This window comes from Pelagibius sp. CAU 1746 (assembly GCF_039839785.1).
Lineage (GTDB): Bacteria > Pseudomonadota > Alphaproteobacteria > Kiloniellales > Kiloniellaceae > Pelagibius.
Genome location: NZ_JBDOQT010000002.1, coordinates 576,042 through 598,785, shown reverse-complemented (window position 1 = coordinate 598,785; position 22,744 = coordinate 576,042). Strand labels below are relative to the sequence as shown.

The window sequence follows — 22,744 nt, the reverse complement described above, 5'->3', positions numbered from 1 at the left end:
CGGTGGGCTCTGGACTTCCGGGGCCGGCACGCCCACCTTCTAGGGCATGCCCAAGCACGACAGCCAAGAGCACGACAGCCAAGAGCACGACAGCCAAGAGCAGGACAGCCGGGAAGAGGATCACGAAGAGCCGGGGCCCGATGACGAGGACTTTGGCGCGGAGGACTCGCGCCTTTCCGGCCGGGTGCGCCGCTACGCCAAGGTGGGCAGCTCCGTCGGCGGCCTCGCCGCCCAGGTGGTCGGCGCCCGCTATCTGGGGATCGGTCTCGACCGCGGCAAGCACTCCTCGGAGCTGAAGGCGGCGCTGGGCGGCCTCAAGGGGCCGCTGATGAAGGCGGCGCAGATCCTCGCCACCATCCCCGACGCCCTGCCGCGTGAGTATGCCGAGGAGCTGCGCCAGCTGCAGTCCAACGCACCCTCCATGGGCTGGCCCTTCGTGAAGCGGCGCATGCGCAGCGAGCTGGGCGCGGACTGGGAGAAGAAGTTCAAGTCCTTCGAGCGCGAGGCCGCGGCCGCCGCCTCCCTGGGACAGGTGCACCGCGCCGTCGCCCTGGACGGCCGTCTCCTGGCCTGCAAGCTGCAGTACCCGGACATGCTCTCGGCCGTGGAGGCCGACCTGCAGCAGCTTAAGATCCTCTTCGGTATCTACCGGCGCTACGACCGCGCCATCGACCCCTCGAACATCTACCACGAGCTGGCGGAGCGCCTGCGCGAGGAGCTGGACTACGCGCGTGAAGGCCGCCACATGCAGCTCTACCAGGACATGCTGCGCGACGAGCCCGGCGTGCACGTCGCCGACCTGCTGCCGGAGCTTTCCACCAAACGTCTGCTGACCATGACCTGGTTGGAAGGCCATCCGCTGCTCGACTTCGTGAAGGGCGAGGTCACGGTGGAGCAGCGCAACGCCGTGGCCATGAACATGTTCCGCTGCTGGTACGTGCCTTTCTATTTCTACGGCATCATCCATGGCGACCCGCACCTGGGCAATTACACCTTCCGCGAGGACGGCACCGTGAACCTGCTGGACTTCGGCTGCATCCGCGTCTTCCAGCCGAAGTTCGTCAAGGGCGTCATCGACCTCTATTTCGCGCTGGAGCGCGACGATCCCGAGCTGGCGGTGGAGGCCTACCGCACCTGGGGCTTCACGAACCTGAGCAAAGACCTGCTGGCGGCGCTGAACCTTTGGGCCGCCTTCCTCTACGCCCCGCTGCTGGAGGACAAGCCGCAGAAGATCATGGGTGAGCAGGGCAGCCTCTACGGCGCCAAAGTGGCCGGTGAGGTACACAAGGAATTGCGGCGCCTCGGCGGCGTGAAGCCGCCGCGCGAGTTCGTGCTCATGGACCGCGCCGCCATCGGCCTGGGCTCGGTCTTCATGCACCTGGACGCCGAGATCAACTGGCACCAGATGTTCCACGACCTGATCCGCGACTTCGACGTCAAGAAGCTGGAAAAGCGTCAGAAGAAGGTGCTGAAGGCCCGCAACCTGCCGCTGCCGGAGTGAGAGAATGGCCTGACTTGCTGCCGCTGGATCTTAGCGAAGAATTAACCCGCTAAGGATGAAATCTTCCCATTCATTTTGCCTTTGAATGTGCACCCCATTTGGGCACTGTCGTTGCCTCAGGTGGTGCGGCTGCGGGCAACCCGAGATAGTGGAAAAGAAAATGCCAAGGCGTTTCGCTGTGAGAATCCTGGCGGTTGCTTCTCTGTTGGTCCCTGCGGCCATCGGCGCGACGGCCCTCGCGGTCGACAATGCTGCCGCCGTCACGCGGGAAGAGCTGACTGCGGCCCTGAACTCAAAGGACATCGATGGGATTCTCATGGTGACCAATGCCATCAAGAGAATGCGCCACAAGGACTCCATCCTTCCCGTAGTGCAGGCGGTTTGGCGACAGGACCGGCGTGCCTTGCCCGACGTCGACTGGGAGACGGCCAGTTTTCCGGCCGTGAGGGTCGAGATGGCGAACATCCTTTTGCAGGCCGACCGGAACGGCCTCTTGGATGCTGATGTCGCTGGTATAGCGACTTATTTGCGCGGCCGAATGGCGGATACCAGCGGGCACACCTTGGGACAAGTTATCCTGACCCTCGGCCTGTTGGATACGGCTGAAGACGTACCGGCGATCTATGCTGTGGCAGAGCAGCAAGATTCGCCGACCTTCGGGGCGGCTGTCATTGCCTTGAGCCGAATGTGCGACCCTGCCGCGGATGCAGCCTTGGACGCCCTGGAAGGGACGGTCGGCGACCAGGGAGAAGTCTACTTTCTCGGCGGTGTGACTCCTCTCGGCTACATCCGCGATGTGAGAGCCAGCTTCACGAATACTCGAAAGTACTGTTCCGACTAGATGCCATCGGCCGTGGAGTTGCTGTTCTAGCCTTTACTCCGCCGCTTCGTCGCTCTGCGCCACCGCCTGGCGGGACTGCAGCCAGGCCGGGAAGAAGCCGTAGGGGTCGAGCTGCGCCTTCCTGTCGTAGGCGCCGCCGCTTTCTTCCAGCAGCTTCTGCAGCGCGCCGCTCTTGTAGGCGTCGAAGACCTCCGTGCAGCCGCCGATCAGGGTGCCGCCGACGAAGATCTGCGGGATGGTGCGGATGCCGGTCTTGGCGCTGACCGCGGCGCGGATGCGCCCGCCCATGTTGTTCTCCTGCAGGGCCACCGAGTCGAGGTCGACGGAGCGGTAGTCGATGCCGAGACGCGCGAAGAAGCGCCGCACCGACCAGCAGAACTCGCACCATTCCAGGGCGAACATGACCACCGGCTTGTCGGTGTCGCCCAGCACCTCGGCCAGGGTGGCCTCGGCCTCGGCATCCTTCGCCGCAGCGGCGGCCGGCTTCGCCTCTTCGGGCTTGGCGGCCGGCGGAGCGGAAGGCCGGTCGAAGCGGGCGGCCGGCGTCGACTTGGAGATCTCGATCTCCTCGGCGGTCATGTCGACGGAGACGTGCTCGAAGAGCACCGTGCTGAGGTAGCGCTCGCCGGTGTCCGGCAGCATGCAGAGGATGGTGCTGCCGACGGGCGCTTCCTTGGCGATCTGGAGGGCGCCGGCCAGGGTGGCGCCGCCGGTGATGCCGGTCAGGATGCCTTCCTTCAAGGCCAGATCGCGCGCCAGGCGCAGCGATTCCTCGCCCCCGACCGGCAGGATACGGTCGACGTTGTGGTCGGCCAGGGCGTCGCCGGTCAGGCGCGGGATGAAGTCCGGCGTCCAGCCCTGCATCAGATGCGGGCGGAACAGGGGATGGCTCTCGCCGGGGGTCTCCGGCATGGGAATGCCACTGCCCAGGATCGGCACGTTGTCCGGCTCGCAGACGATGATCTTGGTGTTCGGGCTCTCGGCCTTCAGCACGCGCGAGACGCCCTTCAAGGTGCCGCCGGTGCCCGCGCCGGTGACCCAGTAGTCGAGCGGTGCATCGGCGAAGTCCTCCAGGATCTCGCGCGCCGTGGTGCGCGAGTGGAAGTCGGCGTTGGCCTCGTTCTCGAACTGGCGGCAGAGGAACCAGCCGTGCTTCTCGGCCAACTCGATGGCCTTGTTCAGCATGCCGGTGCCTTTTTCCGCCGCCGGGGTCAAGATCACTTTGGCGCCGAGGAAGCGCATCAGCTTGCGCCGCTCGACGCTGAAGTTCTCGGCCATGACGATGACCAGGGGATAGCCCTTTTGGGCGCAGACCATGGCCAGGCCGATGCCGGTGTTGCCGCTGGTCGCCTCGACCACCGTCTGGCCGGGCTTCAACGCGCCGCTGCGTTCGGCGTCCTCGATCACGCCCAGGGCCAGGCGGTCTTTCACCGAGCCCATCGGGTTGAAGGCTTCCAGCTTGGCGTAGAGGTTCACGCCCCCGGGCGCCAGCTTGTTGATGCGTACGGCCGGGGTCCCGCCCACGGTCTCCAGGATGCTCTCGTATCTCATCGGCATCTCCGCGGTTTCCTCGCCAGGGAGGTCAACTTGCCGCCGGAGACTCCTTCCGGCGGAGTGGAACGGCCCTTATCAGAGCGCGCACCGCCGCCGGCGGGCAAGGTTTCAATTGAAACAGTGCGCGGAAACCTTCGTTACCCGCGCGGCCCGCAGGTGCAGGTTGCATTGTGAGGCCGCTGTTATCCTGCTGGCGGCTTCATCTGCAGCAGCGTGCGCAGCAGGTTGGCGTAGCCGCGGGCGTCGTCGATGGAGATGTGGCTGTGCGGTACGTGACCGAGCCACTCCGGCGGGTAGCCGCCGGTGAAGCAGGCGGAGAAGTCCCAGCCGGTGCGCCCGGCGGCGAAGGCCTGTAGGCAGAGCCCGGCGGTGTAGAACAGCGGTTCGCCTTCCCAGGGGCCCTTCAGCAGGCGGATGCCGAGGAAGCGGCGCAGGTAGTGGTCGATCCAGGCGCCGTCGAAGGCCAGGGGGTGGGCGGCGAAGATGGGCTGGCCCGGCAGGCCCCGCAGCCAGTCAACGTAGCTTTCCATCACGGTCTGCGGCGGCTCAGGGTTCGTCGTCGCGGCGGCCCAGGCTTCCGGGAAGCTCTTGAACCATTCCATCGTGGTGGGGTTCTCGCCCGCGTCAGGCAGGGTTTCCAGCACCGCTTCAAAGGTATCGATCTCGCCGCCTGCCGCATCGACGGCGACGGAGGCGAAGGCCAGCATGGAATGTTCGCCCGGCGTCGGTCCGTTCACCTCGATGTCAGTGACCACGTAGACGGGGTTGGGCAGGGGATATCTCATACTTCGTAGCCGGCGGCGGTCAGGGCCTCGCCCGCCACCTCGCAGTAGAGCCGGTTGCACTCCTCGTCGAAGTGGTTCTTCCAGTCGCCGGCGATGCCCTTGCGCAGGAAGCTCCTGGGGTCTGCCTCGCCCGGCTGGCGCCCGCCGGAGGCGACGGCGAAGGCGTTGCGCGCGACCACCTCGGCGACGGTGGCCTCGGAGGCGTCGCAGCCGAACCACTCGAAGAGCTTGGTCATCTCCCCTTGCGCATCTTCCAGCAGGCTCTCGTAGCGCACGGCGAAGTGGCGGCCGGGGTGGTCGGCCGCGTCCTTCTCGAACTTCGCCATGGTGTCGCGCCAGGTGGCGGCGTGGCCCTGGATGCGTCCGACGAAGTCGCCGCGGTTCTCGGCCGCCAGGGGCTCGCGCTCGGGGTAGAGGTGGAACCACAGGGAGACGTAGCAGTCGCGCCCGTCGCGGGTGGTGCTCACCACCCGCGTCTCCGGCAGGATGGCCCGCCAGGAGGTCAGCTCGCGCTTGTAGTCGGGATCCTTGTCGCCGATCCACTTCAGGGCGCTCAGCTTGCCCGCAGCCTCGGCGGTGCGGCGCACGGCGGCCAGGCGGTCGAGGAAGAGGTACTGCATGACCGCCCACGCCTGGATCTGGGTCACGGGCTGGTAGACCGCCCCTTCCTTGTAGATCTTGGCGTTGGTCTTGGTCAGCGCCTCGTTGTAGGCGCGCAGCGCCGGGGCCAGCCGGGCTAGGAAGACGTTCAGTTTGCTCTCGCCGCCGCAGGCGATCTCCGGGTGGCTGTCCAGCATGCGCTGCAGCCAGGTCGTGCCGGACTTGGTGACCCCGGTTACGATGAAGGTCCCGAGGTTCTCCATCAGGTTCTGGAGTTCCTCGGCCTCTGACAGCAGCTTCACGTCGCCGGTCCTCACGCTCTGGTGGACTGTTCAGCGTCCCTCTTATCGGCCAGGCTGGCGGATGTCCACCGCTTGCCGGCTTCTCCGGTCTGGTCCTCAGTCCGCGATCGCCGCCTGCGGGCAGGGAACCGGTCTGAACGGCTGCCCACCCGCAAGAATAAGGTTGAATCGCGCCGTTCCGACCGTCATTAACATGATCCGTCCTGGGTCAAAGGGCCGATTGCTTTGACTGAGAGGGGCTTAATACCGGTTCTTGGCAGTCTGGGGGCTTCTCAGGCGGCATTTTGGGTATAATTGGGCACATATCGGGGCACACAAGGGGACATTCCAGGTATGAAGATCGCTATTCCCAAGGAACAGCGCCCGGACGAGTCGCGTGTCGCGGCGTCGCCCGAGACAGTGAAGAAGCTCATCAACCTGGGCTTCGAGGTCGCTGTCGAAAAGGGCGCAGGGCTGGGCGCGGCCATTCCCGACGCCGCGTACGAGGCGGCCGGCGCGGCCATCGCCGCCGACGCCACTGTGGCTTTCGGCTCGGCGGACGTGGTCGCCAAGGTGCGCCGTCCGCTGCCGGAGGAGACCAAGGGCCTGAAAGCCGGCACCCTGGTCATCTCGATCGCCGATCCCTTCCGCGCCGGCGATGAGCTGAAACCGCTGCAGGACGCCGGCGTGACCGCCTTCGCCATGGACCTCATCCCGCGCATCACCCGCGCCCAGTCCATGGACGTGCTGTCTTCGCAATCGAACCTGGCCGGCTACAAGGCGGTGCTGGACGCCGCGGCGGCCTACGGCTCGGCCTTCCCGCAGATGATGACCGCGGCCGGCACAGTGCCGCCGGCCAAGGCCCTGGTCATGGGCGCCGGTGTCGCCGGCCTGCAGGCCATCGCTACCGCCAAGCGCCTGGGCGCCATCGTCTCGGCCACCGACGTGCGCCCGGCGGCCAAGGAACAGGTGGAGAGCCTGGGCGGCAAGTTCGTCGCGGTCGAGGACGAGGAGTTCAAGCAGGCCGAGACCGCCGGCGGCTACGCCAAGGAGATGAGCCCCGAGTACCAGAAGAAGCAGGCCGCGCTGATTGCCGAGACCATCGCCAAGATGGACATCGTCATCACCACGGCCCTGATTCCGGGCCGCCCGGCGCCGAAGCTGATCTCCAAGGAGATGGTCGAGTCCATGAAGCCCGGCTCTGTGATCGTCGACCTGGCGGTCGAGACCGGCGGCAACTGCGAGCTGTCCCAGCCCGGCAAGGTCGTGGACGTGAACGGCGTGAAGATCGTCGGCTACGTCAACGTGCCCAGCCGCCTGGCCGCCGACGCCTCGGCGCTCTATGCCCGCAACATCTACAATTTCATCGAGCTTCTGGTCGACAAGGAAGAGAAGAAGCTGGCGGTGAACTGGGAGGACCAGATCGTCGCCGACACCTGCATCATCCGCGACGGCAAGCTCGTGCATCCGGCCCTCGCGCCCCAGGAAGAGGCGCCCCAGGAAGACGTACCCGGGGAGGAAGCACCCGCCGAGCCGGCGGCCGAAGAGGAAAAATCCGATGACTCTAGCGACGGACAGGGAGGCTGACGCCCATGGCCAACGAAACCTTCTCTGAACGCGCCGCGGAGATCGCCAATCAGGCGCAAGATCTCGCCAACGACGTGGCGTCCCTGGCGGTCGAGGCCGGGCGGATGTCCGCCGAGTCCGCGGCGGCGCAGGGCTCCGGTACTCTCGTGGTGGGCCTCACCGTCTTCGTGCTGGCCGTCTTCGTCGGCTACCACGTGGTCTGGCGGGTGACGCCGGCGCTGCACTCTCCGCTCATGGCGGTGACCAACGCCATTTCCTCGGTCATCATCGTCGGCGCCCTGATTGCCGCGGGGCCGGCGGATTTCGGCTTCAGCGAGGTCATGGGCGTGCTGGCGGTGATCCTGGCGTCGGTCAACATCTTCGGCGGCTTCATCGTCACCCAGCGCATGCTGTCCATGTTCAAGAAAAAGAAGTAAGGGGGGGCTGGACCATCATGAACGCTGATCTCGCAGCGCTGCTGTATCTCGTCGCCTCCGTCTGCTTCATCCTGGCGCTCCGCGGCCTCTCGCATCCGACGACCAGCCGCATGGGCAACATCTACGGCATGGTCGGCATGACCATCGCCATCCTCACCACCTTGGCCCTGCCGGGGGTGGTGAGCTACGGGCTGATCATCGCCGGCGTCCTCATCGGCGGCGCCATCGGCACGGCGATCGCCTTGAAGATCCAGATGACGGCCCTGCCGCAGCTGGTGGCGGCCTTCCACTCCCTGGTCGGTCTTGCCGCGGTCTTCGTGGCGGCGGCGGCTTTCTTCCGGCCGGAGGCCTACGGCATCGGTGTGCCCGGCGACATCAAGGTCGCCAGCCTCATCGAAATGTCGCTGGGCGTGGCCATCGGCGCCATCACCTTCACCGGCTCGCTGGTCGCCTTCGCCAAGCTGCAGGCCCTGCTGAGCGGCAAGCCTCTGGTCTTCCCGCTGCAGCATCCGTTGAACGCGGCGCTGGGTCTTCTGCTGGTGGCGCTCATCGTCTGGCTCTGCCTCGGCCAATCGCCGGTGGTCTTCTGGCTCATCGTCGTGGTGGCCCTGGTGCTCGGCTTCCTGCTGATCCTGCCGATCGGCGGCGCTGACATGCCGGTCGTGGTGTCGATGCTGAACTCCTACTCCGGCTGGGCGGCCTGCGGCATCGGCTTCACCCTGCAGAACAACCTGCTGATCGTCACCGGCGCGCTGGTCGGCTCCTCGGGCGCCATCCTCAGCTACATCATGTGCAAGGGGATGAACCGCTCGATCTTCAACGTCATCCTCGGCGGCTTCGGCGGCGAGACGGCGGCGGCGGCCGCCGCCGGCGACGACGACCGCCAGGTGAAGTCGGGCGCGGCCGACGACGCGGCTTTCCTGATGGGCAATGCCGAGAAGGTCATCATCATCCCGGGCTACGGCATGGCCGTGGCCCAGGCCCAGCACGCGCTGCGCGAGATGGCCGACCTGCTGAAAGCCAAGGGCGTCGACGTGCGCTACGCCATTCACCCGGTGGCCGGGCGTATGCCGGGGCATATGAACGTGCTGCTGGCGGAGGCCAACGTACCCTACGACGAGGTCTTCGAGATGGACGAGATCAACCGCGATTTCGCCGGCACCGACGTGGCCTTCGTCATCGGCGCCAACGATATCACCAACCCGGCGGCCAAGACCGATCCGGCCTCGCCGATCTACGGCATGCCGATCCTCGACGTCGACAAGTCCGGGCAGGTGCTCTTCGTCAAGCGCTCCATGGCCAGCGGCTACGCGGGCGTGCAGAACGAGCTGTTCTTCCGCGACAACACCATGATGCTGTTCGGCGACGCCAAGAAGATGTGCGAGGACATCGTCAAGGCGCTGGAACAGGACTAGGGGGATCAGGGCCGGCCTGAACGCAAAGTTGTCGCTGCCGGGACAGCCCGGACAGGGCCTTCCGGTCTCAAATTCGACTCTCCTGGAGCGGCTCCGGACTTGATCCGGGGCCGCTTCCGGTTCACCCTCCGGGCAAAGCGCGAATTGAGGCTCAGGTTCAGGTAAGCATGTCCCAAATCCCTAAGATTCCTGCGGGTAAGATCCCCGCGACCGTCATCACCGGGTTTCTCGGCGCCGGCAAGACCAGCGCCATCCGCCACCTGCTCCAGAATGCCCAGGGGCGCCGCATCGCCCTGGTGATCAACGAGTTCGGGGATCTGGGCGTTGACGGCGAAATCCTGAAGGGCTGCGGCATCGAGGACTGCGGCGATGACGACGTGGTGGAACTGGCCAACGGCTGCATCTGCTGCACCGTGGCCGACGACTTCCTGCCCACCATCCAGGCCCTGTTGGACCGTCCGGAGCCGCCCGATCACATCGTCATCGAGACTTCCGGCCTGGCGCTGCCCAAGCCGCTCGTAAAAGCTTTCGCCTGGCCGGAGGTGCGCACCCGCACCACGGTGGATGGAGTCATCACGGTGATCGACGGGCCCGCCGTGGCCGACGGCCTCTTCGCCGGCGATCCCGAGGCCGTGGCCGCCCAGCGCGAAGCGGACGAGACCCTGGATCACGATACGCCGCTGGAAGAGCTCTTCGAGGAGCAACTGGCCTGCGCCGACATGGTGGTGATCAACAAGGCCGACCTGCTGGACGACGCCCTGCTGGCCGAGGTCGAGGCGACCGTCGCCCGCCATCTGCGCCCGGCGGTCAAGACCTTGCGCGCCAGCCACGGCGCCATCGACGCCGCGGTGCTGCTGGGCCTCGACGCGGCGGCGGAGGACGACCTGGACAGCCGCCGGTCGCACCACGACGAAGCGGGCGAGCACGACCACGACGACTTCACGTCGTTCTCGGTGGAACTGGGGGAAACGGAGAACCCCGACGCCCTGCTGGAGCGTCTGCGCCCGGTCATCGCCGCCCACGGCGTGCTGCGGGTGAAGGGCTTCGCCGCCGTCACCGGCAAGGCCATGCGCCTGGTGGTGCAGGGCGTGGGCGAGCGCCTGCAGCACTACTACGACCGCGACTGGCGCCCGGAAGAGAGCCGCGCCACGCGCCTCGTCTTCATCGGCGAGACCGGCCTGGACGAGGCGGCGATCCGCGCGGCCTTCGCAGGCTAGGAAACAGGGTCATGCATCTCCTCCAGGCCACGCCCGGCGCCGTCACCGACGGCTCGGAGGCGGTCGACCTGGGCCAGGACCCCGGCGACATCGTCTTCCTCTCGGCGGCCGACAGCGAACTGGCGGCGCTTTCCGCGGCGCAAGCCGCCTTGGGCGAGGGCGCGCCCAGCCTGCGCCTCGCCAACCTCATGCAGCTCGGCCACAACATGTCGGTCGACCTCTACGTGGAGCAGGTGATCGCCGGGGCGAAACTCGTGGTGGTGCGTCTGCTGGGTGGCGAGAGCTACTGGCCCTACGGCGTCGAGCAGATCCATGCCGCCTGCCGCGCCGGAGGCATCAAGCTCGCCATGCTGCCGGGCGACGAGCAGCCGGACCCGGGGCTCTCGGCCTTCTCGACCCTGGAGGAAGAGGCGGCCTTCCGCCTCTGGCGCTATTGCATCGAGGGCGGGCCGGAGAACGCCCGTAATTTCCTCGCTTATGCCGCCGGTCTGCTCGGCCATGACAGCGACTGGCAGGAGCCGCGCCCGCTGCTGCGCGCCGGGCTCTACTGGCCGGGCAGGACGCAGCCGGGGCTGGACGACCTGCGCGCCGGGTGGCGCACGGCGGCCCCTGTGGCGGCCATCGTCTTCTACCGGGCGCTGCTGCAGGCCGGCAATCTGGCGGCGGTCGATGCCCTCGTCGCCGCGCTGCGGGCCGAGGGCATCAACCCGCTGCCGCTTTACTGCAATTCCCTGAAGGACGCCCAGTCGGCGGAGGTGGTGCGCGGCCTGCTCACCGAAGCCTCCTGCGAGATCGTGCTGAATGCCACCGGCTTCGCGCTCTCCGCGCCGGGCGCGGCCAGGGCCGAGACGCCTTTCGATGCCTGCGACGGCCCGGTGCTGCAGGTGGTCTTCTCCGGCGGCAACGCCGCGGCCTGGGAGGAGGGCACCACCGGCCTTTCGGCGCGCGACATCGCCATGAACGTCGCCCTGCCGGAGGTCGACGGCCGGGTTCTGAGCCGCGCCGTCTCCTTCAAGGGCGCGGCGCGTTGGGACCCGGCGACCCAGACCTCCGTGGTCGCCTACGAACCGCGGGCCGACCGCATCGGCTTCGTCGCCGCCCTGGCCGCCAACTGGCTGCGCCTGCGCCGCCTGCCCACGGCCAAGCGCCGCCTTGCCGTGGTGCTGGCCAACTATCCCAACCGTGACGGACGCCTGGGCAACGGGGTCGGCCTGGACACGCCGGCCGGCACCATGAACCTGCTGCGCGCGCTTGAGGCCGAGGGCTACGACACAGGCGAACTGCCCGCCGACGGTCAGGCCCTCATCGGGCGGCTGGCGGCGGGGCCGACCAACGACCTGACCGACCGCGCCCGGCGTCCCGGCGGGGAATTGTATGCAGTCTCCGCCTACAAGCGCTTCTTCGCCAAGCTGCCGCAGACGGTGCGTGACGCGGTGACGGAAAGGTGGGGGGCGCCGGAAAGCGATCCCTTCGTTGAGGGCGGCAGCTTCCGTCTCGCCGCCTTCAGCCTCGGCAAGGTGGTGATCGGCCTGCAGCCGGCGCGCGGCTACAACATCGATCCCGTTTCCAGCTACCACGACCCGGACCTGGTGCCGCCGCACGGCTACCTCGCCTTCTATGCCTGGCTGCGCGAGGCGGCCGGTGCGGGAGGGGGCGTGCAGGCCGTCGTCCACATGGGCAAGCACGGCAACATGGAATGGCTGCCGGGCAAGGCCCTGGCGCTGAGCTCGGAATGTTTCCCGGAAGCGGTCTTCGGTCCGCTGCCGCACCTCTATCCCTTCATCGTCAACGATCCCGGTGAGGGCACCCAGGCCAAGCGCCGCGCCCAGGCGGTGATCGTCGACCACCTGACCCCGCCGCTGACCCGCGCCGAGAGCTACGGCCCACTGGCCGAGCTGGAGCGCCTGGTGGACGAGTACTACGAGGCTTCCGGTCTCGACCCGCGCCGCCTCAAGGTGCTGCGCGAGGAAATCCTGGAGCTTTCCGCCGCGACCGGCCTCGACAAGGATTGCGGCATCGCCCAGGACGACGACCCGGACACGGCGCTGGGCAAGCTCGACAACCACCTCTGCGAGCTGAAGGAGCTGCAGATCCGCGACGGTCTGCACATCTTCGGGCAGGCGCCGGAAGGGCGGCAACTCACCGACCTGCTGGTGGCGCTGACCCGCCTGCCGCGCGGCAGGGGGGAGGGCGGCGATGCCTCCCTGATCCGCGCCCTGGCTGCCGACCTGGGATTGGACGATTTCGATCCCCTGGACTGCGTCCTGGGCGAGGCCTGGAGCGGGCCGCGCCCGAAGGTGTTGGGCGAGGCGCCAGGAAAACGTGAGGAGGCCTGGCGGACCCAGGGCGACACGGTGGAGCGCCTGGAAGACTTAGCGCAGGCGCTGGTTTCCGGTGCGCGCAGAGCCGACCCGGCCTGGACGCGGACCGCCGCCGTGCTGGCGAAGATTGACAGCGTCGTACGTCCCGCCGTTCTGTCGTCGGGCGACGCCGAGATCGACGGGATCATGACCGGGCTCAAGGGCCGCTTCGTGGAACCCGGCCCCTCCGGCGCGCCGACCCGCGGGCGCCTCGACGTGCTGCCCACGGGGCGCAACTTCTACTCCGTCGACACCCGCACGGTGCCGACCCCGGCGGCCTGGCAGCTCGGCTGGGCCTCCGCCGAGCGCCTGCTGCTGCGCCACCGCCAGGAGGAAGGCGCCTGGCCGCGCCGCCTGGCGCTCTCGGCCTGGGGTACCGCCAACATGCGCACCGGCGGGGACGATATCGCCCAGACGCTGGCCTTGATGGGAGTAAAACCCACTTGGGAAACCGCCTCGCGGCGCATCACCGGCTTCGAGATCCTGCCGCTCTCGGTGCTCGACCGCCCGCGCGTCGACGTGACCCTGCGGGTCTCCGGCTTCTTCCGTGACGCCTTTCCGGCGCAGATCGACCTGGTGGACTCGGCGGCCCGCGCCGTCGCCGCGCTGGACGAACCGCCAGAGCAGAACCCGCTGGCGGCGCAAGTGGCCGAGGACAAGGCGCTGATGATCGCTGAAGGCGCGTCGGAGGAGGAGGCCGCGCGGCGGGCTGGCTTCCGCGTCTTCGGCTCGAAGCCCGGCGCCTACGGTGCGGGCTTGCAGGCGCTCATCGACGAGCGCGGCTGGCGCGAGGCGGCGGACCTCGCCAAGGCCTATCTCGCCTGGGGCGGCTATGCCTATGGCGCCGGCGCCGGTGGCCAGGCTGCGCAGGGGCTGTTCGAGGACCGCCTCGGCAAGGTCGAGGCCGTGGTCCACAACCAGGACAACCGCGAGCACGACTTGCTGGATTCCGACGACTACTACCAGTTCGAGGGCGGGATGAGCGCAGCGGTGGAGCATCTCTCCGGCGTGCGGCCCGTCGTCTATCACAACGACCACTCGCGCCCCGAAAACCCCAAAATCCGTACCCTGGAGGAGGAGATCGCCCGCGTGGTGCGCGCCCGGGTGGTCAATCCCAAGTGGATCGCCGGGGTCATGCGCCACGGCTACAAGGGCGCCTTCGAGATGGCGGCCACGGTGGACTACCTCTTCGCTTTCGCCGCCACCACCGGCGCGGTGGCCGACCACCACTTCGACGCCGTCTATGCGGCTTACCTGGAGGACGCGGCTGTGCGAGACTTCCTGGAAGCCCACAACCCGGCGGCGCTGACCGAGATGGCTGAGCGGCTGACCGAGGCGCAGGAACGCGGCCTCTGGCGGCCGCGCTCCAATTCCGCCGCCGCCGAACTGAACACCTTGAGAAAGTTGCCCAAGAAACACGTGGAGGTCGCCGAATAGTGCCCGAGCTCACCGAAGAGGAAGTCAACGCCCGCGCCAACGAGAAGGCGAAGAAGCGCAAGGCCGCGCGGGAGAAGATGCTGGCCGACAAGACCAAGGAGAAGGGCCTGCTGATCGTCCATACCGGCAAGGGCAAGGGCAAGTCGACGGCGGCCTTCGGTCTGGTCTTCCGCGCGCTGGGCAACGGCATGAAAGTCGGCATCGTCCAGTTCGTGAAGGGCAAGTGGGAGACCGGCGAGCGCCACGCCCTGGAGAAGTTCGGCGACCAGGTGACCATCAAGGCCATGGGCGAGGGCTTCACCTGGGACACCCAGGATCGCGCCCGCGACATCGCCGCCGCCAAGGGCGCCTGGGAGATGGCCAAGGAAATGATCGACGCCTGCCGGGGCGAAGCCAGCTCTAAAGAGGGCAGGCCCTACGACATGATCCTGCTGGACGAGCTGAACATCGTGCTGCGCTACGACTACCTGCCGCTGGAGGAGGTCGTCGCCTTCCTGGAGGGCCGCCCGGAAATGCTGCACGTCATCGTCACCGGCCGCAACGCCAAGGAGCCGCTGATCGAGGCCGCCGACCTGGTGACCGAAATGACCCAGGTGAAGCATCCCTTCCGCGAGCAGGGCGTGAAGGCGCAACTGGGCATCGAGTTCTGATGGAGAAGACTCCGGCCATCATGGTGCAGGGAACCGGCTCCGACGTCGGCAAGTCCCTGCTGGTGGCCGGGCTGTGCCGCGCCTTCACCCGGCGCGGCCTCAAGGTGCGGCCCTTCAAGCCGCAGAACATGTCCAACAACGCCGCGGTGACGGCGGACGGTGGCGAGATCGGCCGCGCCCAGGCGCTGCAGGCGCGCGCCTGCGGTGTCCCCGCCACCACCGACATGAACCCGGTGCTGCTGAAGCCGCAGAGCGAGGTCGGCGCCCAGGTGGTGGTGCAGGGGAAGATCCTCGGCAATGCCAAGGCACGAGACTATCAGGCGATGAAGGGCGAGTTGCTGCCCAGGGTGCTGGAGAGTTTCCGGCGCCTCGGGGATGAGGCTGATCTGGTGATTGTCGAAGGCGCGGGCAGCCCGGCGGAGGTGAACCTGCGCCAGGGCGACATCGCCAACATGGGCTTTGCCGAGGCCGCCGACCTGCCGGTGATCCTGGTGGCCGACATCGACCGCGGCGGCGTCATCGCCACCCTGGTGGGCAGCCACGCGGTGCTGGGCGAGGCCGAGGCGGGCCGCGTCGCCGGCTACGTGGTGAACAAGTTCCGCGGCGACGGCAGCCTCTTCGACGAGGGCCTGGCGATCATCACCGCGCGGACCGGCTGGCCGTCGCTGGGCGTGGTGCCCTTCTTTCCGGAGGCCGCGAAGCTGCCGGCGGAGGACGCGGTCGCCCTGTCTCGTACACAAGTGGCGCGCGCGGAAGCCGCCGAGGGCCGCGAGATCAAGGTGGCGGTGCCGCAGCTCGCCCGCATCGCCAACTTCGACGATCTGGACCCCCTGATTGCCGAGCCCGACGTGGCGGTGGACTTCGTCGAGGCGGGCCGCGCCCTGCCGGGCGACGCCGACCTCGTCATCCTGCCGGGTTCCAAGGCGACGCTGGCCGATCTGGACTTCCTGCGTCAGCAGGGGTGGGACATCGACCTGGCGGCGCACCTGCGCCGCGGCGGCCGCGTGCTGGGGGTCTGCGGCGGCTACCAGATGCTGGGCCGCAGGGTATCGGACCCCGAGGGCATCGAGGGGCCGGCGGGCCGGGAGGCCGAGGGTCTCGGCCTGCTCGACGTCGAAACCGTCCTCACCGGCGACAAGGCGCTGAAGGAGGTGCGGGGCATCCACCTGGAGAGCGCCGCCGCCCTGCAAGGCTATGAGATGCACGTCGGCGTCACCGAAGGGCCCGGCCTGACGCGGCCCTTCCTCGATCTCGATGGACGCTGGGAAGGCGCCGTCTCGGCCGACGGCAAGGTGGCCGGCTGCTACCTGCACGGACTCTTCGCCGCCGACGGCTTCCGCGCCGCTTTCCTGGGCGCTTTGAAGGACCGTGCGGCCTCCGGCTTGGCCTATGACGCCCAGATCGAGGCGGTGCTGGACCGGCTCGCGGCGCATTTGGAGGCGCACCTGGACCTCGACCGGGTCTTGGATATCGCGCGGAGGGCCGAGAGAGCGGGGGAGGTGGCCGATTTCCCTTTGCCCCGCCCCCGGATGGCCCCGTAAAGTCCGCCGCAACGAAGCGAGCCGTTCCTCCCGGCCGAGGCGAGGGCAGGCGTTGCCAGAAGGCGTAGAGGAGAAACACATGAGCAAGATCGGTGTAATGGTCTGCGGGCACGGCAGCCGCGACGAGGGCGCGGTGCGCGAGTTCGAGGCCGTGGCGCGCGGCATCCGCGAACGTCTGCCCCAGTACGAAGTCGAGAGCGGCTTCCTGGAGTTCGCCACCCCGATCATCCGCAGCGGGCTCGACAAGTTGCGCGAGAAGGGCGTGACCCGCTGTCTGGCGGTGCCCGGCATGCTCTTCGCCGCCGGCCACGCCAAGAACGACATCCCCTCGGTGCTGAATACCTACCAGGCCCAGCACCCGGAGATGACCATCGACTACGGCCGCGAGCTGGCCATCGACCCCAAGCTGATCAAGGCTGCCGCCGCGCGTATCGAGCAGGCCCTGGAAGCGGCCAATGGCGCTGGGGGCGGCGATGTGCCGCGCCACGAGACCCTGCTGATGGTGGTGGGCCGCGGCGCGTCCGATCCCGATGCCAATTCCAACGTCGCCAAGGTCATGCGCCTGCTGTGGGAAGGTTTCGGCTTCGGCTGGGGCGAGACCTGCTATTCCGGCGTCACTTTTCCCCTGGTGGAGCCGGGCCTGGAGCACGCGGCGAAGCTCGGCTACAGGCGCATCGTCGTCTTTCCCTATTTCCTCTTCACCGGCATCCTGGTGAAGCGCATCTACGACTACACCGACCAAGTCGCCGCGCGCCATCCGGAGATTGAGTTCGTCAAGGCAGGTTACCTGAACGATCATCCGGCGGTGCTGGACGCCTTCGCCGAGCGGGTGCAGGAGATCCTGGACGGCGAGAACCTGATGAACTGCAAGCTCTGCAAGTACCGCGAGCAGGTGCTGGGCTTCGAGGCGGAGGTCGGCCTGGCCCAGGAAAGCCATCACCACCACGTCGAGGGCATCGGCACCGGCCCGGCGGGCAATGGCCATGACCATGACCATGATCACAGCCACGACCATGGCCATCACAACCATGATCATTCGCACGATCATGGCCACAGTCACGGGCATGACCACAGTCACGATCATGGCCACAGTCACGGGCATGACCACCATCATCACCCCTATCCCCACGCCGACCACCCGCACGGGCCGGTCAGCATGAAGAAGAAGACGGCGTAAGCATGTGCTCCGGCGGCCACCACAAACACCGACTGTCATGCTCGGGCTTGACCCGAGCATCCATGGTTGTGGCAGACACCGGGCTTGCGGAGAAATGGACCCTCGGGTCAAGCCCGAGGGTGACGACCGAGTCTAGGGTAGCGACATGAACACGCCCCTCAACGATCCCGATCAGGACTACATCCGCGACCCTCAGGAGATCACCCGCCGCTCCTTCGAGATCGTGCGCGCGGAGACCGACCTTTCGGCCCTGCCGGAAGACCTCGGCGAGATCGCGCTCAGGGTGGTGCATGCCTGCGGCATGCCGGAGATCGCGCCGGACCTCGCCTATTCGGGCGACGTGCTGGGCGCGGGCCGGGCGGCCCTGCAGGCCGGCGCGACCGTGCTGGCGGACTGCGAGATGGTGGCCGACGGCGTCACCCGCGCGCGCCTGCCTGCCGGCAACCGGGTGATCTGCACCTTGAACGACCCGCGCACGCCCGATCTCGCCAAGCGCCTCGGCACCACGCGTTCGGCCGCCGCCGTCGATCTCTGGTCGGACGAGCTGCGCGGCGCGGTGGTGGCCATCGGCAACGCCCCGACGGCGCTTTACCGTCTGATGGAAACGCTCGCGCAGGGCGCGCCGCGCCCGGCGGTCATTCTCGCCTTTCCCGTCGGCTTCGTGGGTGCCGCCGAATCGAAGGACGCGCTGATAGCCGCTCATCTGGAAGTGCCTTACCTGACGCTGCGCGGCCGGCGCGGCGGCAGTGCCATGGCGGCGGCGGCGGTGAACGCGCTGGCGCGCGCGGGACTCTGAGCGTCATGTTGGACGAGACGAAACCCTGGCTCTCCATCGTCGGCATCGGCGAGGACGGGCTTGCGGGTCTCACCGCGCCGGCGCGCGCCCTGGTTGACGATGCGCAAGTCTTCGTCGGCGGCGAACGTCATCTGGCGATGCTGCCGCGGGACGATCGCGAGCGTCTTGCCTGGCCGTCGCCGCTCTCCGCGCTGCTCGATGAAATCGAATCTCGCCGCGGCACACGCGTTTGCGTTTTGGCGTCCGGCGATCCTTTGTGGTATGGGGTCGGTGTCTCGCTGCTTAAACGAATCCGGCGTAGCGAGATTGCCATCCTGCCCGGGCGGTCGGCTTTCACCCTGTCGGCCGCCCGGATCGGTTGGCCCCTGGCGGAGATCGATTGTCTCACGCTGCACGGCCGCCCCCTCGCGATGCTGCATCCTTACATCCAACCGAACGCCAAGCTGCTCATCCTCAGCGAAGATGCGGCGACTCCCGCCGCCGTCGCCGCACTGCTGACCGAGCGCGGTTACGGCGAGAGCCATATGACGCTGCTGGAGCACCTGGACGGCGAGAAGGAACGCTGCGTCGAGGGAACTGCCGTTACCTGGTCGGCCAATGACGTTGCCGACCTCAATACCATTGCCGTCGACTGCATCGCCGCGCCGGACGCGCCGCTGCTGCCGCGCACGCCGGGCCTGCCGGACGCGGCCTTCCGCCACGACGGCCAGATGACCAAGCGGGAGGTGCGCGCGGCCACGCTCTCTGCGCTCATGCCGGTAGCGGGGCAGTTGCTGTGGGACGTGGGCGCCGGCTGCGGCTCGGTCGCGGTGGAATGGATGCGCGCCGCGCCGCGCGCCCGCGCCGTTGCCGTCGAGCGCAAGGCGGAACGCCGCGCCCTGATCGCGGAGAACGCCGAGAGCCTCGGCGCGCCGCTGCTGCAGATCGCCGCCGGCGAGGCGCCGGAGGCGCTCTACGGACTGGAGGCGCCCGATGCCGTCTTCATCGGCGGCGGCGTCTCCAACCCCGGCCTGATCGAAGTCTGCTGGACCAAGCTGAAGCCCGGCGGCCGCCTGGTCGCCAACGCCGTGACGCTGGAGGGCGAGGCGGTGCTGCTCGACTGGCAGAAGCAGCACGGCGGCAGCCTGACCCGCATCGCCGTCTCCCGCGCCGAGCCGGTCGGCCCCTTCCGCGGCTGGCGGCCGATGATGCCCGTCACCCAGTATGCGGGCGTCAAGACATGACCGGCACCCTCTACGGCCTCGGCATCGGCCCCGGCGACCCCGAGCTCATCACCCTGAAGGCGCTGCGTCTCTTGCAGGCCGCGCCGGTGCTGGCCTATCCGGCGCCGGAAGAGGGCGATAGCCTGGCGCGCGCCATCGTCGCCCCGCACCTGCCCGGCGGGCAGAGCGAGATCGCGATCCGCATGCCCATGGTGGCGGCGCGCTTTCCCGCCCAGGAGGTTTACGACTGGGCGGCGGAGGAAATCGGCGGGCATCTTGCCGAGGGCCGCGACGTGGTGGCGCTCTGCGAGGGCGATCCCTTCTTCTACGGCTCCTTCATGTACCTCTTCGGGCGCGTCGCCGAGACCCACAAGGTCGAGGTGGTGCCCGGCGTGTCGTCGCTCACCGCCTGCGCGGCGGTGCTGGGCGCGCCGCTGGCCGCGCGCAACGACGTGCTGAACGTCGTCCCCGCGACCCTGGAGCCGCAGGTGCTGGCCGGCCTGCTGCGCGACACCGAGGCGGCGGCCATCATCAAGGTCGGCCGCCATCTGCAGAAGGTGCGCAAGGTGCTGGGCCTCCTGGGCCTGCTCGACCGCGCCCGCTACGTGGAGCGCGCCACCCTCGACGAGCAGCGCATCCTGCCGCTGGCCGAGATGGAAGAAGACAGCGCGCCCTATTTCTCCATGATCCTGGTGCACCGGCGCGGGGAGGCCTGGACATGCTGACTCTCGCTCCCGCCTTTATCGTTCTGACGCCGGGCGGCGCGGCGCTGGCCGCGCACCTCAAGGCTGTCTTGCCGAACGCGCTGATCCACGCCAGGCGCGGACGGGTCGAGGCGGCCGACGTCTTCTACGACGATTTCACCGCGGCGGTGCAGGCCGCCTTCCTGGAAGGCCGGCCCGTCATCGGCTGCTGCGCTGCAGGCACGCTGATCCGTGCTCTGGCACCGCTGGTTGCCGACAAGCGCGCCGAGCCGCCGGTGGTGGCCGTGGCCGAGGACGGCGGCGCGGCGGTGCCGCTGCTGGGCGGCCACCGGGGCGCCAACGAGCTGGCGAAGGTCATCGCGGAAGTGCTCGGCATCGAAGCCGCCGTCACCACCGCCGGCGACCGCCGCTTCGCCGTGGCCCTGGACGCGCCGCCGAGTGGCTGGCGTCTCGGCAATCCCGGAGACTACAAGGGCTTCGCCGCGGCGCTGCTGGGCGGCAAGACGGTGCGGCTGGACGGCGAGGCGCCCTGGCTGGCCGACAGCGGCTTGCCGCTTGCCGGAGACGGGCCGCTGGCGATCGAGATCACGGAGCAAACCGGCAGCCCGGCTCCCGAGCGCCTGGTCTACCACCCGGCGAAGCTCTGCCTCGGCGTCGGCTGTGAGCGCCATGCCGCGCCCGAAGAGCTGGAAACCCTGGTGCGCGGCACCCTGGCCGCAGCCGGCCTCTCGCCGCTGGCCGTCGCCGGGGTCTTCTCCATCGACGTGAAAGCGGACGAGGCGGCGGTGCTGGCGCTCGCAGAGTCGCTGGGCGTGCCGGCGCGCTTCTTCGACGCCGCGACGCTGGAAGCGGAGACGCCGCGCCTCGCCAATCCTTCCGGCTTGGTGTTCCGCGAGGTCGGCTGCCACGGCGTCGCCGAAGGCGCGGCCCTGGCCGCCGCCGGCGCGCAGGGCGAGCTGGTGGTCGCCAAGACCAAGTCCAAGCGCGCCACCTGCGCCGTCGCCCTGGCCCCCGCCGTTGTAGACGCGGCCCGGCTCGGGCGCGGGCGCGGCACCTTGAGCGTCATCGGCACCGGCCCGGGCGATGCGGTCTGGCGCACACCGGAGGTGGAAACCGCCGTACTGCGCGCCACGGACCTGGTCGGCTACGGCCTCTATCTCGATCTGCTGGGGCCGCTGGCCGCCGGCAAGGCGCGCCACGGCTACGAGCTGGGCGAGGAGGAAAAACGCGTGCGCGTGGCCCTCGACCTCGCCGCCGAGGGGCGCGATGTGGCGCTGGTCTGCTCCGGCGATCCCGGCATCTACGCCATGGCGACCCTGGTCTTCGAGCTGCTGGAGCGCGGCGGACGCGCCGACTGGTCCCGTGTCGATGTCACCGTCATGCCCGGGGTCTCGGCGCTGCAGGCCGCGGCGGCGCGCGCCGGGGCGCCCCTCGGCCACGACTTCTGCACCATCTCGCTCTCCGATCTGCTGACCCCCTGGGAGGCGATCCAGCGCCGCCTCAAGGCCGCGGCGGAGGGGGACTTTATCATCGCCTTCTACAATCCGGCTTCCAAGCGGCGCACCCGGCAACTGGCCGAGGCGGTGGAAATCCTGCGCAAGCACCGGCCCGGCGACACGCCGGTGGTGCTGGCGCGCAACCTGGGCCGCGAGGGGGAGACCGTCACTGTCGTCGATCTCGCCGAGCTGACGCCCGACAAGGTCGACATGCTGACCGTGGTGCTGGTCGGCTCCAGCGAGACGAAACGCGTCGCACGGTCGGATGGCGGCGCCTGGGTTTACACACCCCGCGGCTACGCGGGGAAAGCCCAAAAGAACTCCGAGGATGCGGCATGACCGTCTATTTCATCGGCGCCGGCCCCGGCGCGCCCGACCTCATCACCCTGCGCGGGCGCGACCTCATTGCGCGCTGCCCCGTGGTGCTCTACGCGGGCTCCCTGGTGCCGGAGGAGGTGGTGGCCTTCGCGCCGGAAGGCGCGACGGTGAAGGACACCGCGCCCATGACCCTGGACGAGATCCTGGCCGAGATCGAAGAGGCGCAGGCAGCGGGCCAGGACGTGGCGCGGGTGCACTCCGGCGATCCCTCGCTCTACGGCGCCATCGCCGAGCAGATCCGCCGCCTGCGCAAGCTGGAGATACCCTTCGAGATCGTCCCCGGCGTGCCGGCCTATGCCGCGGCGGCCGCGGCGCTGGAGAGCGAATTGACGCTGCCGGAGGTGAGCCAGACGGTGATCCTCACGCGCACCACCATGAAGGCCTCGGCCATGCCCGAGGGCGAGGACCTGGCGACCCTCGGCAAGTCCGGCGCGACGCTGGCCATCCACCTCTCGATCCGCAACCTGAAGCACGTCGAGACGGAACTGACGCCGCACTACGGCGCCGACTGCCCGGTGGCAGTCGTCTACCGTGCCTCCTGGCCGGACCAGCAGATCATCCGCGGCACCCTCGCCGACATCCGCGGGAAGGTGCGCGCCGCCAAGATCACCCGCACCGCCCTCATTCTGGTCGGCCGCGTGTTGGGCGAGACCGACTTCATCGATTCGAAGCTCTACGACCCTAAGCACGTCCACGTGTTGCGCCCCAAGCGGACCGCCTGACCTTTCGCACCTGAAGCGTCTGGCGCAGCGCGCCGCCTGCTGACACAATGAGCGCTGGCCGGGGCGGTAGTTTCGGCGCAAGGG

18 protein-coding genes are annotated in these 22,744 nt (G+C 68.6%); 15 read left to right on the top strand and 3 right to left on the bottom strand.

What is annotated here, in order from left to right; all coding sequences use genetic code 11:
* Nucleotides 1–46 precede the first annotated feature (46 nt).
* Both AAFN88_RS19595 and AAFN88_RS19590 read left to right on the top strand, forming a co-directional pair.
* Complete coding sequence (locus AAFN88_RS19595; protein ID WP_347522345.1) at nt 47–1,501, top strand: AarF/ABC1/UbiB kinase family protein; 1,455 nt, start codon at nt 47–49, stop codon at nt 1,499–1,501.
* 148 nt (nt 1,502–1,649) lie between these two features.
* The gene (locus AAFN88_RS19590) at nt 1,650–2,342 is read left to right on the top strand and encodes a hypothetical protein (protein ID WP_347522344.1); all 693 of its coding nucleotides are present in this window, start codon (nt 1,650–1,652) and stop codon (nt 2,340–2,342) included.
* Between the two features lie 33 nt (nt 2,343–2,375).
* On the opposite strand, the gene AAFN88_RS19585 is transcribed toward AAFN88_RS19590, so the two are convergent.
* The 3 genes from AAFN88_RS19585 to AAFN88_RS19575 all read right to left on the bottom strand — a co-directional run bounded on the left by AAFN88_RS19585 (nt 2,376) and on the right by AAFN88_RS19575 (nt 5,583).
* Nucleotides 2,376–3,893, bottom strand: a complete 1,518-nt coding sequence (locus AAFN88_RS19585; RefSeq protein WP_347522342.1) for a pyridoxal-phosphate dependent enzyme — start codon at nt 3,891–3,893, stop codon at nt 2,376–2,378.
* Nucleotides 3,894–4,078: 185 nt separating this feature from the next.
* Nucleotides 4,079–4,681: a DNA polymerase III subunit epsilon gene (locus AAFN88_RS19580; RefSeq protein ID WP_347522341.1), complete on the bottom strand. Its 603-nt coding sequence runs from the start codon at nt 4,679–4,681 to the stop codon at nt 4,079–4,081.
* On the bottom strand, nt 4,678–5,583 hold the full coding sequence (locus AAFN88_RS19575) for a sulfotransferase (RefSeq protein ID WP_347522339.1): 906 nt from the start codon (nt 5,581–5,583) through the stop codon (nt 4,678–4,680). Before AAFN88_RS19575 ends, AAFN88_RS19580 begins: the two co-directional genes overlap by 4 nt.
* Before the next feature lie 333 nt (nt 5,584–5,916).
* Here AAFN88_RS19575 and AAFN88_RS19570 point away from each other — a divergent pair, with 333 nt between their 5' ends.
* The 13 genes from AAFN88_RS19570 (at nt 5,917) to cobM (ending at nt 22,660) form a co-directional block, all read left to right on the top strand.
* The gene (locus AAFN88_RS19570) at nt 5,917–7,149 is read left to right on the top strand and encodes a Re/Si-specific NAD(P)(+) transhydrogenase subunit alpha (protein ID WP_347522336.1); all 1,233 of its coding nucleotides are present in this window, start codon (nt 5,917–5,919) and stop codon (nt 7,147–7,149) included.
* A 5-nt stretch (nt 7,150–7,154) separates the two neighbouring features.
* A complete protein-coding gene (locus AAFN88_RS19565; protein WP_347522334.1) occupies nt 7,155–7,565 on the top strand; it encodes an NAD(P) transhydrogenase subunit alpha in 411 nt (136 codons plus the stop codon).
* Between the two features lie 17 nt (nt 7,566–7,582).
* Entirely contained in the window at nt 7,583–8,980 is a 1,398-nt protein-coding gene (locus AAFN88_RS19560) for an NAD(P)(+) transhydrogenase (Re/Si-specific) subunit beta (RefSeq protein WP_347522333.1), read from the top strand.
* A gap of 167 nt (nt 8,981–9,147) precedes the next feature.
* A complete protein-coding gene (gene cobW / locus AAFN88_RS19555; protein WP_347522332.1) occupies nt 9,148–10,197 on the top strand; it encodes a cobalamin biosynthesis protein CobW in 1,050 nt (349 codons plus the stop codon).
* 11 nt (nt 10,198–10,208) lie between these two features.
* Nucleotides 10,209–13,994, top strand: a complete 3,786-nt coding sequence (gene cobN, locus AAFN88_RS19550; protein ID WP_347522330.1) for a cobaltochelatase subunit CobN — start codon at nt 10,209–10,211, stop codon at nt 13,992–13,994.
* The gene (gene cobO / locus AAFN88_RS19545) at nt 13,994–14,644 is read left to right on the top strand and encodes a cob(I)yrinic acid a,c-diamide adenosyltransferase (RefSeq protein WP_347522328.1); all 651 of its coding nucleotides are present in this window, start codon (nt 13,994–13,996) and stop codon (nt 14,642–14,644) included. The genes cobN and cobO overlap by 1 nt, the downstream gene beginning before the upstream one ends.
* Nucleotides 14,644–16,185, top strand: coding sequence for a cobyric acid synthase (locus AAFN88_RS19540; protein WP_347522326.1), 1,542 nt, complete (start codon nt 14,644–14,646; stop codon nt 16,183–16,185). The genes cobO and AAFN88_RS19540 overlap by 1 nt, the downstream gene beginning before the upstream one ends.
* 79 nt (nt 16,186–16,264) lie before the next feature.
* Entirely contained in the window at nt 16,265–17,362 is a 1,098-nt protein-coding gene (locus AAFN88_RS19535) for a sirohydrochlorin chelatase (RefSeq protein WP_347522325.1), read from the top strand.
* Between the two features lie 145 nt (nt 17,363–17,507).
* Nucleotides 17,508–18,158: a precorrin-8X methylmutase gene (locus AAFN88_RS19530; RefSeq protein WP_347522323.1), complete on the top strand. Its 651-nt coding sequence runs from the start codon at nt 17,508–17,510 to the stop codon at nt 18,156–18,158.
* Nucleotides 18,159–18,163: 5 nt separating this feature from the next.
* Nucleotides 18,164–19,381 (top strand): precorrin-6y C5,15-methyltransferase (decarboxylating) subunit CbiE, encoded by a 1,218-nt coding sequence (gene cbiE, locus AAFN88_RS19525; RefSeq protein ID WP_347522322.1) that lies wholly within the window; start codon nt 18,164–18,166, stop codon nt 19,379–19,381.
* Nucleotides 19,378–20,085, top strand: coding sequence for a precorrin-2 C(20)-methyltransferase (gene cobI / locus AAFN88_RS19520; protein ID WP_347522321.1), 708 nt, complete (start codon nt 19,378–19,380; stop codon nt 20,083–20,085). Before cbiE ends, cobI begins: the two co-directional genes overlap by 4 nt.
* Nucleotides 20,079–21,899 (top strand): precorrin-3B C(17)-methyltransferase, encoded by a 1,821-nt coding sequence (gene cobJ, locus AAFN88_RS19515; protein ID WP_347522320.1) that lies wholly within the window; start codon nt 20,079–20,081, stop codon nt 21,897–21,899. Before cobI ends, cobJ begins: the two co-directional genes overlap by 7 nt.
* Entirely contained in the window at nt 21,896–22,660 is a 765-nt protein-coding gene (gene cobM, locus AAFN88_RS19510) for a precorrin-4 C(11)-methyltransferase (protein WP_347522319.1), read from the top strand. The genes cobJ and cobM overlap by 4 nt, the downstream gene beginning before the upstream one ends.
* Nucleotides 22,661–22,744 lie beyond the last annotated feature (84 nt).

What these genes read in the sequence shown, in the direction of transcription:
- cbiE (WP_347522322.1), top strand. Translation starts at nt 18,164, where the DNA reads ATGTTGGACGAGACGAAACCCTGGCTCTCCATCGTCGGCATCGGCGAG.
- AAFN88_RS19585 (WP_347522342.1), bottom strand. Translation starts at nt 3,893, where the DNA reads ATGAGATACGAGAGCATCCTGGAGACCGTGGGCGGGACCCCGGCCGTA.
- cobI (WP_347522321.1), top strand. Translation starts at nt 19,378, where the DNA reads ATGACCGGCACCCTCTACGGCCTCGGCATCGGCCCCGGCGACCCCGAG.
- AAFN88_RS19565 (WP_347522334.1), top strand. Translation starts at nt 7,155, where the DNA reads ATGGCCAACGAAACCTTCTCTGAACGCGCCGCGGAGATCGCCAATCAG.
- cobN (WP_347522330.1), top strand. Translation starts at nt 10,209, where the DNA reads ATGCATCTCCTCCAGGCCACGCCCGGCGCCGTCACCGACGGCTCGGAG.
- AAFN88_RS19535 (WP_347522325.1), top strand. Translation starts at nt 16,265, where the DNA reads ATGAGCAAGATCGGTGTAATGGTCTGCGGGCACGGCAGCCGCGACGAG.
- AAFN88_RS19540 (WP_347522326.1), top strand. Translation starts at nt 14,644, where the DNA reads ATGGAGAAGACTCCGGCCATCATGGTGCAGGGAACCGGCTCCGACGTC.
- AAFN88_RS19560 (WP_347522333.1), top strand. Translation starts at nt 7,583, where the DNA reads ATGAACGCTGATCTCGCAGCGCTGCTGTATCTCGTCGCCTCCGTCTGC.
- AAFN88_RS19570 (WP_347522336.1), top strand. Translation starts at nt 5,917, where the DNA reads ATGAAGATCGCTATTCCCAAGGAACAGCGCCCGGACGAGTCGCGTGTC.
- cobM (WP_347522319.1), top strand. Translation starts at nt 21,896, where the DNA reads ATGACCGTCTATTTCATCGGCGCCGGCCCCGGCGCGCCCGACCTCATC.
- cobW (WP_347522332.1), top strand. Translation starts at nt 9,148, where the DNA reads ATGTCCCAAATCCCTAAGATTCCTGCGGGTAAGATCCCCGCGACCGTC.
- AAFN88_RS19530 (WP_347522323.1), top strand. Translation starts at nt 17,508, where the DNA reads ATGAACACGCCCCTCAACGATCCCGATCAGGACTACATCCGCGACCCT.
- AAFN88_RS19580 (WP_347522341.1), bottom strand. Translation starts at nt 4,681, where the DNA reads ATGAGATATCCCCTGCCCAACCCCGTCTACGTGGTCACTGACATCGAG.
- AAFN88_RS19595 (WP_347522345.1), top strand. Translation starts at nt 47, where the DNA reads ATGCCCAAGCACGACAGCCAAGAGCACGACAGCCAAGAGCACGACAGC.
- cobJ (WP_347522320.1), top strand. Translation starts at nt 20,079, where the DNA reads ATGCTGACTCTCGCTCCCGCCTTTATCGTTCTGACGCCGGGCGGCGCG.